The organism is Martinezella rhizogenes (genome assembly GCF_027460065.1).
GTDB classification, from domain to species: Bacteria; Pseudomonadota; Alphaproteobacteria; order Rhizobiales; family Rhizobiaceae; genus Agrobacterium; species Agrobacterium rhizogenes_C.
In genome coordinates this window covers 78055-90471 of the sequence record NZ_JAPYZZ010000024.1, presented here as the reverse complement: position 1 = coordinate 90471, position 12417 = coordinate 78055, and the positions used below count along the sequence as shown (strand labels likewise).

The 12417-nt window shown below is 57.6% G+C and carries 10 protein-coding genes and 2 pseudogenes; 2 read left to right on the top strand and 10 right to left on the bottom strand.

What is annotated here, in order from left to right:
• Nucleotide 1: 1 nt before the first annotated feature.
• The 6 genes from O8B93_RS24965 to O8B93_RS24940 are packed head-to-tail and all read right to left on the bottom strand — an operon-like array spanning nt 2 to nt 6336.
• Nucleotides 2-940: an ABC transporter permease gene (locus tag O8B93_RS24965; protein WP_269712504.1), complete on the bottom strand. Its 939-nt coding sequence runs from the start codon at nt 938-940 to the stop codon at nt 2-4.
• The gene (locus O8B93_RS24960; protein ID WP_269712503.1) at nt 940-1914 is read right to left on the bottom strand and encodes an ABC transporter permease; all 975 of its coding nucleotides are present in this window, start codon (nt 1912-1914) and stop codon (nt 940-942) included. Before O8B93_RS24960 ends, O8B93_RS24965 begins: the two co-directional genes overlap by 1 nt.
• Nucleotides 1911-2891, bottom strand: a complete 981-nt coding sequence (locus tag O8B93_RS24955; RefSeq protein ID WP_269712502.1) for a nucleoside hydrolase — start codon at nt 2889-2891, stop codon at nt 1911-1913. Before O8B93_RS24955 ends, O8B93_RS24960 begins: the two co-directional genes overlap by 4 nt.
• Nucleotides 2888-3847, bottom strand: a complete 960-nt coding sequence (locus tag O8B93_RS24950) for a nucleoside hydrolase (protein ID WP_269712501.1) — start codon at nt 3845-3847, stop codon at nt 2888-2890. The genes O8B93_RS24955 and O8B93_RS24950 overlap by 4 nt, the downstream gene beginning before the upstream one ends.
• A gap of 33 nt (nt 3848-3880) precedes the next feature.
• Nucleotides 3881-4762, bottom strand: a complete 882-nt coding sequence (locus tag O8B93_RS24945; RefSeq protein WP_269712500.1) for a dihydrodipicolinate synthase family protein — start codon at nt 4760-4762, stop codon at nt 3881-3883.
• Nucleotides 4763-4785: 23 nt separating this feature from the next.
• Nucleotides 4786-6336, bottom strand: coding sequence for an ABC transporter substrate-binding protein (locus tag O8B93_RS24940; protein WP_269712499.1), 1551 nt, complete (start codon nt 6334-6336; stop codon nt 4786-4788).
• A gap of 128 nt (nt 6337-6464) precedes the next feature.
• Here O8B93_RS24940 and O8B93_RS24935 point away from each other — a divergent pair, with 128 nt between their 5' ends.
• On the top strand, nt 6465-7385 hold the full coding sequence (locus O8B93_RS24935; RefSeq protein ID WP_269712498.1) for a LysR family transcriptional regulator: 921 nt from the start codon (nt 6465-6467) through the stop codon (nt 7383-7385).
• Between the two features lie 89 nt (nt 7386-7474).
• Here O8B93_RS24935 and O8B93_RS24930 read toward each other — a convergent pair.
• From O8B93_RS24930 to O8B93_RS24920, 3 genes and pseudogenes are all read right to left on the bottom strand, one after another.
• Nucleotides 7475-7728 (bottom strand): annotated as a pseudogene (locus O8B93_RS24930) (IS3 family transposase); the annotation flags it as partial.
• A gap of 2 nt (nt 7729-7730) precedes the next feature.
• Nucleotides 7731-9071: an IS110 family RNA-guided transposase gene (locus O8B93_RS24925; protein ID WP_405049092.1), complete on the bottom strand. Its 1341-nt coding sequence runs from the start codon at nt 9069-9071 to the stop codon at nt 7731-7733.
• 250 nt (nt 9072-9321) lie between these two features.
• A pseudogene (locus tag O8B93_RS24920) lies at nt 9322-9557 on the bottom strand (transposase); the annotation flags it as partial.
• A 262-nt stretch (nt 9558-9819) separates the two neighbouring features.
• Here O8B93_RS24920 and O8B93_RS24915 point away from each other — a divergent pair.
• Nucleotides 9820-10716, top strand: coding sequence for a LysR substrate-binding domain-containing protein (locus O8B93_RS24915; RefSeq protein ID WP_269712496.1), 897 nt, complete (start codon nt 9820-9822; stop codon nt 10714-10716).
• 67 nt (nt 10717-10783) lie between these two features.
• Here O8B93_RS24915 and O8B93_RS24910 read toward each other — a convergent pair whose 3' ends face one another.
• Nucleotides 10784-12409, bottom strand: a complete 1626-nt coding sequence (locus O8B93_RS24910; protein WP_269712495.1) for a GMC family oxidoreductase — start codon at nt 12407-12409, stop codon at nt 10784-10786.
• Between the last annotated feature and the right edge of the window lie 8 nt (nt 12410-12417).

Here is a 12417-nt window from a genome sequence, read left to right as displayed (position 1 = left end):
CTTAGCCCTCACGACGCGGATTGAGGATGTCGCGCAGGGAATCGCCGATCAGGTTGATCGCGACGATGAGCAACAGAAGGGCGATGCCCGGGAATAAGCTGATCCAGTAGTCACCGGAAAGCAGGTATTCGAAGCCGTTCGAGATCAGCAGACCAAGGGACGGTTCCGTCACCGGCAGGCCGATGCCGAGGAAGGAAAGCGTTGCTTCCAGCATGATGGCATAAGCGACGCGCATGGTGGCGACGACGATCAGCGGCGGGAGGCAGTTCGGCAGGATGTGCCGGAACAGGATGTTGCGGTCCGGCAGCGCCATCGAGCGGGCGGCATCGACATAGGCACGTTTGCGCTCGACCAGCGCCGAACCGCGGATCGTACGGGCATAGTAGGCCCATTGCGTCACCACCAGCGCCAGAATGATCTTGTCGACACCCTGGCCGAGAACGGCGAGGAAAATCAGCGCAATCAGGATCGCGGGGAAGCTGAGCTGGATATCGACGATACGCATCAGCACCGAGTCCAGCCGGCCGCCGGCATAAGCGCTGGTGAGGCCGATCGATGCGCCGATGACGAGTGCGATCGCCGCGCTGGAGAGGCCGACGAGGACACTGGTACGCAGGCCATAGAGGATGGCGCTGAACAGGTCGCGGCCCTGCGTGTCGGTACCGATCAGATAGGTCATGCCCGACATGCTTTCCGAACCCGGCGGCAGTCGACCGTCGAGAATGTCAAGCTGAGCCAGATCATACGGATTTTGCGGCGCTATGACCGGTGCGAAAATGGCCGCCACGATAAAGATCGTCACCAATATGATACCGACGAGCGCGAGTTTGTCGTGCAGCAGCCCATGGACGACTTCCCGCGCGGGCGAACGCGAGGTGGATTTCGCGCCGCTGTTTGCGGCGGCATGAACCGAAACGGTCGAACTGTTGTTGTCGGTCATCACGAATTCCCCTCAAGACGAACGCGGGGGTCGACGATGGAGTACAGAATGTCGACCAGAAGATTGATGATGCTGAACATCACCACGGTGATCATCAGGTAGGCGAGGATGACGGGACGGTCGAGAACGCCGATAGCGTCGATGATCAGCTTACCCATGCCCGGCCAGGCAAAGATCGTTTCCGTGACGACAGCGAAAGCGATCAGCGAGCCAAGTTCCAGACCGATGACGGTGATCAACGGGATAAGCGTGTTCTTCAGCACATGCACGGTGACGATACGGCGTTCCGGCAGACCCTTGGCGCGGGCGAAACGAACGAAATCGAGCTGCATGGTTTCCATCACGCCGGCGCGGGTAAGACGGATGACCAGCGAAATCTTGAACAGCGCCAGATTGAAGGCCGGCAGCAGAAGATGCGTCAAACCATCGAACGTGAACAGGCTGAGCGGCACGCCAAGTACGTTGACAGTCTCACCGCGACCGGATGCGGGCAACCAGCCGAAATAGACGCTGAATAGCATGATCATGACGAGCCCGATCCAGAACGTCGGCAGGCTGAAACCGAGGATCGAGAAGGTCATGATCGACTTGGAAACAAAGCCCTTCGGCTTCAGGCCGGCATAAACGCCGAGCGGAATACCGATAACAAGCGCCATGAAAAGCGCGACGAAGGCAAGTTCCAGCGTTGCCGGCATGCGGTTCAAAATCAGGGTCAACGCCGGCTGGTTGAACACAAACGAATTGCCGAGATCACCGGAAAGCGCACGGGTGAGGAACAGCCAGTATTGTTCCCAAACCGACTTGTCGAGGCCGAAGGACTGGATGACCTGCAGGCGTTCCGCCGGTGTCGCAGTCGGGCTCAGCAGCACGTCAACCGGATTGCCGACGAAATAGAGGCCGGCGAAGACCAGAACCGACATGACAAAAAGCGTGAGCACGGTTTGTAGCGACCGGCTTAGAAGATATCCGCTCATGAGTTTGAGCCTCCCAGGGTTTTTCTGCCGAGCGCTGCACCGCCGTGGCGGGCGATGCGCTCGATCAGCAATTCGATGAAACCGGCCTCGTCGACATCGGTGACGACGGTGGTATTCGCCGCCCGATTCATCTTCTTGTAAAAATCGGCATAGGTATAACCCATCGTGAGGCCGGTGACCTGAACGCCGACAAAAGCCTCGCGGCTGGTGAACAGTTCGGGCCGGATCAGCCAGGCGATCGTCGTCGCATCATGGATCGGTCCGCCCGGCCGGCCAAAGCGTTTTTCATCGCTACGGTCGAAGGTAGAGAAAAGATTATAGAGCGCCGCACCCGCTTCGCCGCCTGCCCGAAAACGTTCGAAATGATCGGCGGTAAACAGCGCCTGAAACGTCATGTCTAGCGGCATCAGCACAACGGGCACGCCGGACTGGAAGACGATTTCCGCCGCGTGCGGGTCGGCATAGATGTTGAACTCTGCCCAGGGTGTACGGTGACCGAGAGCCGTAAATGCGCCGCCCATCGAAACGATCTGGCGAATGCCACGGGCAACATCCGGATGCTGGATCAACGCCAGCGCCACATTGGTCATCGGTCCGATGGCACAGATGGTTAGCTGTTCGCCCCCGGCTGCGGCTGCGCGCGCCGAACGCACGATAAACTGAACCGCACCTTCTTCGGCCGGCACGATGTCACCGGCCTTGACCAGCGTGTCGTCAAAGGAACCAATCCGGGCATATTTGCCGTAGACCTGCTCGCGCACCAGAGGACCGCTCGCGCCGGCATGCACCGGCACGTCGCGGCGACCGCTCAATGCCACCAGTTTGCAGGCATTCGTGACGGTATCGCCAAGCGGCACATTGCCGGCGACAATGGACAGTCCCAGAACCTCGATTTCCGGCGAGGCAAGCGCCATCAGAATGGCGGCGGCATCGTCCACGCCCGGATCCGCATCGATGATGACCTTGTGGGGTTTCATGCGACAACCTTCTCGGCATAACGCGACAGGCGCTCGAGGAAGAAAGCGATCACGCCCTCCGCATCGACCTTGGTGACGATATCGGCATTCGGCTCCAGGCCGCTCTTGCCGTACCAGTCGGCAATCGTCTGGCCCATGCAAAGCTCACTTTCATACTCGACGAAAACGCGTGCCCTCTGGGTTTCGAACAGATGCGGCGCAAGAATATAGGCCATGACCAGGGGATCATGCAGCGGGCCGCCACGCGAACCATAACGGCGCACATCGTTGCGATCCCAAAACGCCATTAACTCGGCCAATGTTTCGGAGATGCGGCCGCTGACATGCGAAAACTCGGCGACATGCTCCGGTTTCAACATGACCTGATGCGTGGCATCCAGCGACAGGGCAACAAGCGGAATGCCGCTCGAAAACACCACGTGTGCGGCATGCGGGTCGGCCAGAACGTTAAATTCCGAGGTCATGGTGCGGTTGCCCGGTTCGCGATAAGCGCCGCCCATCATGACGATGCGTTCGATACCTTCGGCGATCTGTGGCTTCATGCGCAAGGCAACCGCAACATTGGTCAACGGTCCCAGGCAGCAGAGCGTGATACGCTCGCCCTGTTCGGCGGCCTTGCCCAGCGCGTCGATCAGGAAATCGACGGCGGACGTCTCTTCTGCCGTCTTCACGGGTTCCGGCAATACGGTGTTGCCGAGGCCGGTCTTGCCATGAAACTGGCCATGGATCGCCTCACGCAACATCGGCCGGAAGCAGCCTGCATAGACCGGGATGTCGGCACGATTGCCGAGTTCGCAGACCTGCAGCGCATTGCGCACCGTGCGCTCCAACGGCTGGTTGCCACAGACCGGGGTGATGCCCAGAATCCTAAGTTCCGGCGACACGAATGCCGTCAACAGGGCAATCGTGTCATCGATACCGGGATCACAATCGACGATGATCGAAATCGGCTTCATTCTTACTGCCTTCAATGTGTGGGATCAGAAAACTCAGAGCGCGCCGACATCGCGCAGCATACTGGCGATTTCCGCTCGCGCGGCGTCGCCAAGCGGCATTTGCGGATGCATCGGCGCACCAACGGCAAAACCCTGCAGATCGAGCGCCGTCTTGATGCAGGCGGCGATCGAATACTTTGCGAAAATCTCGTTGACCTTCCACATCGGCCGCTGAAGGTCCATCGCACGCGTCCAGTCACCGGCCCTGGCTGCCTCATAGAGCGCAATGCTTTGCTTGGGCACGATGCAGGCCGGACCGGCCATCCAGCCCACGCCGCCAATCATCATCACGCAAACCGGGATGTGCGCGGAGGCTGCAAATACCTCCATTCGACCGCGGGTCCGCTCGATGATGGAAAGCAGGCGCCCCGTATTGGTAGAGGCATCCTTGATGTAGCGGATATTATCGACCCGGCTCAGTCGCTCGATAACCGGCAACGAAAGATCGGAACGCTGGAACTGCGGATTGGTATAGAGCACCACCGGTCGGCCCCTGGCTGCCTTGGCGATTGCAGTAAAATAGGCTTCCACACCCTCGTCGCTGACCGGGAAGTAAGCTTCGAGGATCGCCAGAATGCCATCGGCACCGGCCGCGACCATATATTCCGTCTGGGCAACGGCGTCGGCAGTGGATGTCGACGCCACGCCGGCGACTACGGGAACCCGGCCGCGATTGGCCGAGATTACGGTATCGACGACGCGGCGTCTTTGCTCCTGGGAGAGATAGGCAAATTCACCCGTGCTGCCGAGCGGCGTCAGACCATGCACGCCTGCGTCGACCAGGTGATCCACCAGATCCGTCAGCACACCTTGCATCACCTCACCGGCGCTATCGACCGGGGAAACGAGATAGGGAAATACACCGCTGAACGACATGGTAGACCGCTCCTTTTCTTCGATCAGTTCGGCTTCACGTAGTAGGGAAGCGTGTAACCGTCGGAACGACCCGCATAGTTGATATCACTCTTCACCGCCCAGGTGTTGGCGAGATAGAAAACGGGAATGACACCGAGATCCGTCATCGCTATTTCCGTGGCCTTCCTCAGAAGTTCCTCACGCTTGGCGTCGTCGAGCGTCGAGCGGGCTTCGTTCAGGGCCTTGTCGAATTCCGGGTTGGAATAACGACCGCGATTGCCCTGACCGGCCTTTTCGCCGTAGGTCTCGAGGATCGGGCCAAGAACGCCGGAGGCTTCGCCGGTTTCCACGGCCGCTCCACCCATGATGAACGAGAACTCGAGGTTCGAGGCACGTGTGAAATAGACGCTGCCCGGCAGGGTGGCGACTTCGGTCTTCACCCCGACACGGCTGAAAAACTGGCCGATGGCCTGCGCAACCTTGCTGTCATTCGGATAACGGTCATTCGAGGCGTGGAAGGTCAGCGAGAAACCGTTCGGATAACCAGCATCCGCAAGCAGCTGCTTGGCCTTTGTCGGATCATAGGCATCGACCTTGATTGCCGGGTCGTAACCGAAATAACCTTCCGGGACGACCTGACCGGCCGGAACACCCTGTCCGTCCATGATACGATCAACAAGTGCTTCACGGTTGATCGAGAGCGACAATGCGCGACGGACTTCCGGTTTCAGAAGTGGGTTCTTGCCATCAGGTCCCTTGGCGAACGGCGACTCCTCGCGGGCCTGATCCATGTGCAGATACATGATGCGGTTGCCCGCAATATTGACAACCTTTAGCTTGTCTGACGCCTCAAACCGGCGAGTATCGGCCGTCGGGATACTTTCGATCATGTCGACATCGCCAGAAAGCATCGCGGCAACGCGGGCGCTCGGGTTCTTGAAGACGCGGAAGGTTACCTTGTCCCATGCGGCCTTTTCGCCCCAATAGGCATCATTGCGTGCAACAACGACATTGTCGTCCGGCGACCAGGAAACAAACTTGAACGGGCCAGTGCCGATGACACCCTTGCCTGTGTTCATTTCTCCAGTCGCGACCTTTTCCATTTCGGCCGGAAGAATGGCGATACGACTGAGGTTGTTGAGAAGAAGCGGTGTCGGACCGGCGGTCTTGATACGAACCGTCAGCGGATCGACCGCTTCCACCTCGGTGATGGCCTTCACGTAAGCGGCAAACGAGCTTGGGCTGTTGGTCGAGGCAAGTGGAATGCGCCTGATGCTGGCGATCACGTCTTCAGCGGTAAAATCGCTACCGTCGTGGAACTTCACACCTTCACGCAGCTTGAATTCCCAGGTTGTGTCGTCGACGATTTTCCAGGAAACCGCAAGCGCCGGCTGGATCTGCTGCTTGTCATCCTGGTTGACGAGGCCATCGAAAATATTGCGCGCCATCGCACTGTTGGGGCCGACGACATAAAATTGCGGGTCCATGGATGTCGTTGAGGCAGACAGGCCAACGGTCAGATCCCTCGCCTGGCTTGCTAGCGGCATGGCAAAAACGGACGCTGCCACTGCGGCTGCGAAAACAGAAAACTTCATAACGGGGACTCCTCCGGGTTGTCCAACCCGCGCTCCCTGCGGGTAAAAGACGAATTAACGTTTTACCTGGCAAAAGAAAAATTGCATTTTGTACTTAAACCATGCCGCAATGTTATGGAGGAAACCAAGTGAGGCTGAAACCGAGGCAGGTCGAAGCGTTTCGAGCCGTGATGATGACCGGTGGCATTACTGCCGCCGCCGAAGCCATGAACGTCACCCAGCCGGCCGTCAGTCGTCTCATCCGCGATCTCGAAGATATCGTGCAGATGCGGTTGTTTGAACGGGTCGGTGCCAGGTTGGTTCCAACCGCCGAAGCCACACAGTTTTATCGGGAGGTCGAGCGGCTTTATCTCGGCCTCGACCAGATTGCTCAGGCCGCCGATGACATACGCGCGCACAAGAATACCGTTCTGCGCATTGGCAGCGTGACATCGCTGGTTCGCCCCTATCTGCACCGGGCGATTGTCGAAACCATTGGCGACCGGCTGGATATTCCGCTGGTGATCGACGTCGAAAACAGCCGGCATATATGGGATATGGTCGACCAGAACCGCTACGATCTCGGGCTGGTTTTCGGTTCTCCCAGAATGGCGGACAAGAACGCCACGCCTCTACACAGTTCCTATGCCGTCGCCGCAATGACGGCAGATCATCGCTTGGCATCCCGCCGGGTCGTCACGCCAAATGACCTTCTCGATGAACGAGTACTCATTCCCGGCCGCAATTCTCCGCTCAGGCTCGCACTTGACCGCGCCTTCTCAATCGAAGACCACCAGCCGATAAGCACGATGGAAACGTCAATGCTGAACTGCTGCCATTTTGCATCGGCGGGCATGGGTGTCGGCATCGTGGATCATACCAGCCTTCGTTCTGCGGGTGCCGAAGTGGTGGCGATACCATTCGAACCTAAGATCGAAGTGTCCTACTACGCGATACGGCCAATTGGCGCGCAGAGAATTGCTGTCCTTGACGAGTTAATCGAGCGCATCCGCCAAATGATGAGAGCCGCAGGAGATCTTCCTTCGTATTTAACATTACGGGAGTCTTGAAGAGATGTGCTCTGAGACCAAACCTTGAATCGCCGGAAGCTGGAGTTTTCCGGCTCGTGCTCTGATCACGATGGTTGGCTGGTTGCGCCACCGGGATTGTGCAGGTCGTCGTGAAGCTTGCGATAACCGTAGACCTTGCCGCTTTCCTCCCAGGCTTTCCGCAGAAGCCGGATTGCCGTTCGTCTTCACAAGCCCGCTCACTCAAGGGCACCCGGAGCCAGGCGTAAAAGCCGCTGGGATGGATGCGGAACAGGCGGCACATCATTCGCACCGAAAACCGCTGTTGATGCTGGGCAACGAACGCGTACTTCACTTTGCATCCCTGGCGAAATACGCGGCTGCTTCCTAAGAAACACAGTCTCCAGCCGTTATGGGTGCCAGTTCGTAGCCCATGGACCGGGCGCGCCGCTGGAGGTTGGCTACGACGCGGCCACGATGCCGTTCATCGTAGGCCGCAGCGCCTGGATCGCGATACGCCATCCCGAATCGCAGGGTATTGTAGAAAAGGACTGCAATCTTGCGGGCCGTCGCCGTCACTGCCTTCTGCTTACCGATACGCCCTGCCAGCCGTCGGTAAAACGCGCCGAGGGCGGTGTCACTTCGCCCAATTGTGGTGGCAGCCAACCGCAACAACGCCGCCGCGCGGCTAGAGGATCGACGGGTCCGGGACGAAAGCACTTTGCCGCCGGAGATCTTGTTGCCGGGTGCAAGGCAGAGCCACGATGTGAAGTGCTTGGCAGAGGGCCATGCTCTCAGATCCGTTCCGCATTCGCCTATGAGTTTTAGCGCAAGCGAGGAGCCCAGGCCATGAATCTGGGTCAAATCTGTCCGGGTGAGACCGTAGAGTGCAGCTCCTACATCGAAGGACGGTGCATTCGTCTGTTTGGTCTTCGTCCGGACCTTTGGTCGCGGCGGGAGCGGCGCTTCAGGGCCCACGGTCATGAACGCAATCGACGCTTCAAGCTTGCGGTCGCATTCGAGCATCTTCGCCTGGTAGAAGTCGTAAAGCTCCAGTGACTGGGACAGGGCAAACACGTGCTCATCACGATCGTTGCCGATCAGCGATGCTCTGATTGTCTCGACAGAGGAATGACAACGAACATCACGCAACGATGCCAGAACGTCGGGATCGCGTTCGCCGGCGACGATCGCACGGATGATCTTCATGCCGGTCGCGCCTGTGATGTCGGAGACAACATGGTGGAGCTGTAAGTTCATCTCCATCAAAGCCTTCTGCATATGCTGGATATGAGCTGCCGCATACTCGACCAGCCGTTCTCGCTGGCGCAGGTAAGCACGCAGCGTTGCGACCTGTGCGTTCGGCCGAAAGCTCCCGCGCAGCAGGCCATAGGAATGCAACTGGCGAAGCCATGCCGCATCGCTGACGTCGGTCTTCCTACCCGGGACATTCTTTGCATAACGCGCGTTGACCAAGATCACCTCGAAGCCGTGCTGCTCAAGGATCTCGAAGGCCGGGATCCAGTAAACACCAGTCGATTCCATCGCCACGCTGGTGACGCCACAGGATCTGAACCAAGCGGCGAGATCATGCGAATCGTGGGTGAAGGTCCCGAAAGAACGAATTGGCATATCGGCACAATCCGGATTGACCGCAGCCATATGCATCGTGGACCCGATGTCGATGGCCGCCGCTCCAGGGTTCAAGCGGGTGAGGTTCTGCGGCATTGATGAACTTGTCTTTGGCACGGCTTCTCCTCCTTTGAATCGGGAGGGGCTGGGCCGAGCAAGTTCGTCAATTTCCTAACCGGGATCGCCGCCTAAACCGCGTCACCATTCTCAAGTCCACAACAGCCCATGTGCCACGTTTTTTAACGGGGTAAACGCCTCCAAAAAGCAGTCGGCAACTCCCCTCCGACCGGCAGCGTAGCACGACCCGTTTCTACCGCGCACAGGCGGACCAAAGCCCGTGATCGTTTTTTAATATGTCGCGCTCCTCGGTGACACGCGCCAGCTCCTTTTTAAGCTGCCTGATCTCTTCGGACTGGTCGTTACCCTGGTTCCCAGACGCCAAAGAGAACTTCTTCTTCCACTCATAAAGCGAGTGCGGGTCACACCCAGCCGCTGCGAAACCTCCGCAACCGGATAGCCCCGTTCCGTGATCTGACGCACCGCGTCGCGCTTGAACTCTCCGCTGAAATTCGATTTTCTCATGATGCTCTTCTTGCCTCAAATTTAGGAAAGAAGGCGTCTACAAATCTCGGGGCTATTCAACTGTCCGGTCGAAATGGGGTGCAGTTCAGTCCCTGAGTGTTTGAACGATATAGTGGAAAACACTTCGTCCAATGGGGACGGTGATACTAAATTAGCTCAATTTATATGGCGTATCCCGTTCATCAATATCTTAACCAAAAGCGTCATATAGTCCCCTTCTTCTGATTTCATCATAGACAGAGTACAAGGTACCCGGCATCAGATGAAAAGAAAATTGCCACCGCTAAACTGGCTTCGTTCCTTTGAAGCAGCTGCCCGTTCGCTAAATTTTACCATAGCCGGAGACGAACTTAATCTAACCCAGGCCGCCATCAGCCAACAAATAAAGGGGCTCGAGACCCATCTCGGGACGCCGCTTTTCAAGCGAAAGGCTCGCGGCATCGAACTTACGGATGCTGGCCGGGCCTATATGCCGGCGGTAAGAGAAAGCATCGAGCGTTTAAGCGTCGCAACAAACGAAATTTTCGGCGGGAGACTTACACGCGTGCTGACTGTGCGGGTCAACCTTGTGTTCTTTATGACCTGGCTTTCATCACGACTCATGCGTTTCCGCCAAATGCACCCCGATATCGTGTTACACTTCAGCAGCAACATCTGGGTTGAGGACGAGAAGAGGGAAGTCGATATCGAAATCAGATACGGGAGTGGTCGCTGGAACGGCCTCCTAGCCGAACGTCTGACCAGAGACGAGCTCGTTCCAGTATGCAGCCCATCGATCATGTCAAACGGCACGTTCGAGAACGCAGCCGTCGCTCTCGGTCGCAACACCCTTTTGCACGTCATCGGGTATGAAGAGGGTTGGGGCTACTGGTTGAAGCAACGTGAATACTGGGACGTTGACGTGTCGCGTGGCCTGCAGTTCGATACGCTGATCAGCGCTTTGGAAATGGCAGCCTTAGGGCACGGGTTTGCATTGGGTCGAACATCATTAATTGCTAATTTTCTAGAAAGCGGACGTCTGATAGCACCTTTCGATGAACGCGTCCCGACGACCGAAGCCTTCTATGCAGTTCGTCCAACTCACCGAAACTCGACGCCGCAGATGGAAGCGTTCTGGAATTGGCTTACCGTCGAGGCGGGCCAAAATGACCCGGCGTAGCCATCCACAGGCACCATGCGTACCTCATTCGCGTTGAAAGTTCAGAAACAGGACGATGTCCCTATGTTCATCTCGACCTGGCATCCTCAAGCATCATGGTTGCTCCTTTCATCGCGATGAGCGCTGTGGGAGTATTGGTGTTGCCGGAGGTAATCGTTGGCATGATCGAAGCGTCGATGACCCTCAATCCCTGAATCCCGATCACTCTAAGCCGCGAATCAACAACGGCCGTTTCGTCGTCCTGGCGGCCCATCTTCGCGGTACCAACAGGGTGGAAAATGGTGGTGCCGATGTCGCCAGCCGCCTTTGCGAGGGCATCCGCATCATCTGACACCGATGGCCCTGGAAGAGCTTCAACCGGCGAATAGCGCTTCAGCACACTCTGGGCCATCAGCTTTCGTGTGACCCGTATGGCATCGGCGGCAACCACGCGGTCGGCTTCTGTCGCCAGATAGTTTGGAGCGATGATTGGAGGGCTTTCCAGGTCTGTTTTTCTCAATTTGACATAGCCTCGGGATGTCGGACGAAGATTGCATGCACTCACTGTTATCGCCGGAAATCGGTGGAGCGGCTCACCGAATTTTTCAAGCGAAAGTGGCTGTATGTGAAACTGGATATTCGCTCGGTCGTGTTCAGGGCTTGATCTGGTAAAAATGCCCAATTGGGACGGGGCCATTGTCAAAGGTCCGCGCCGAAGCAGAGCATATTCAACCCCCATCATTCCCCGTCGCCATAACGAGGAGTATGTTTCGTTGAGGGTACGAACACCGGATACCTTGAATATCGCACGCTGCTGAAGATGATCTTGGAGATTGCTTCCGACGCCCCTGCGGTGCAGAATGGTCTCCACTCCCGCTGCAGCCAGCCATTCCTTCGGTCCGATTCCCGACCTTTGAAGAACCTGCACAGAACCGATCGCGCCAGCGCTGAGCACGACTTCGCCGCGTGCCCGGGCGGTTACAATTTTTGCACCTTGGCGATAGCGTAGACCAACAACCTTATTGCCTTCGAACAACAATGTTTCCGCCTGCGCGTTGGTGACGAGATTGAGATTCGGTCTTTTCAGGACCGGCTTAAGAAAACCTCTCGCGGAGGACCAGCGTCGCCCGCGCTTCTGATTGACATGGAAATAGCCTGCGCCCTCATTATCGCCTGTGTTGAAATCTTCACTGGCAGGTATGCCCATTTCTTGCGCCGCCCGGCGGACCGCGTCCAGAATGTCCCATCGCAATCTCGGGGGCTCTACTCGCCACCCCCCACCCGCTCCGTGCACTTCGCTTTCACCGAGGAAGTGATCTTCCATTTTTCGGAAGAGCGGGAGAACGTCGCTCCACCCCCAACCCGGCAGGCCAAGGTCGCGCCATTGGTCATAGTCCGCGGCCTGACCCCGCATAGCGATCATGGCGTTGATAGCCGAAGATCCGCCGACTACCTTGCCACGCGGATAGGCGAGAGCTCGCCCATTGAGCCCACTCTCTATCTCCGTCTTGAACATCCAGTCTGCCCGCGGGTTACCGATGGCGAACAGATAGCCCACAGGAATATGGAACCAGATCCAGTTGTCTCTACCGCCCGCCTCGAGAACGAGAACTCGATTTCGCGGATCAGCCGACAACTGGTTGGCGACGATACATCCCGCTGTGCCCGCACCCACGACGATGTAATCGAATTCCGAATCAAACTGGCTCTTCATCGAAAATC

Coding starts and splice junctions, on each gene's coding strand:
- O8B93_RS24965 (WP_269712504.1), bottom strand. CDS start 940: ATGACCGACAACAACAGTTCGACCGTTTCGGTTCATGCCGCCGCAAAC.
- O8B93_RS24960 (WP_269712503.1), bottom strand. CDS start 1,914: ATGAGCGGATATCTTCTAAGCCGGTCGCTACAAACCGTGCTCACGCTT.
- O8B93_RS24955 (WP_269712502.1), bottom strand. CDS start 2,891: ATGAAACCCCACAAGGTCATCATCGATGCGGATCCGGGCGTGGACGAT.
- O8B93_RS24950 (WP_269712501.1), bottom strand. CDS start 3,847: ATGAAGCCGATTTCGATCATCGTCGATTGTGATCCCGGTATCGATGAC.
- O8B93_RS24945 (WP_269712500.1), bottom strand. CDS start 4,762: ATGTCGTTCAGCGGTGTATTTCCCTATCTCGTTTCCCCGGTCGATAGC.
- O8B93_RS24940 (WP_269712499.1), bottom strand. CDS start 6,336: ATGAAGTTTTCTGTTTTCGCAGCCGCAGTGGCAGCGTCCGTTTTTGCC.
- O8B93_RS24925 (WP_405049092.1), bottom strand. CDS start 9,071: ATGCCGCAGAACCTCACCCGCTTGAACCCTGGAGCGGCGGCCATCGAC.
- O8B93_RS24915 (WP_269712496.1), top strand. CDS start 9,820: ATGAAAAGAAAATTGCCACCGCTAAACTGGCTTCGTTCCTTTGAAGCA.
- O8B93_RS24910 (WP_269712495.1), bottom strand. CDS start 12,409: ATGAAGAGCCAGTTTGATTCGGAATTCGATTACATCGTCGTGGGTGCG.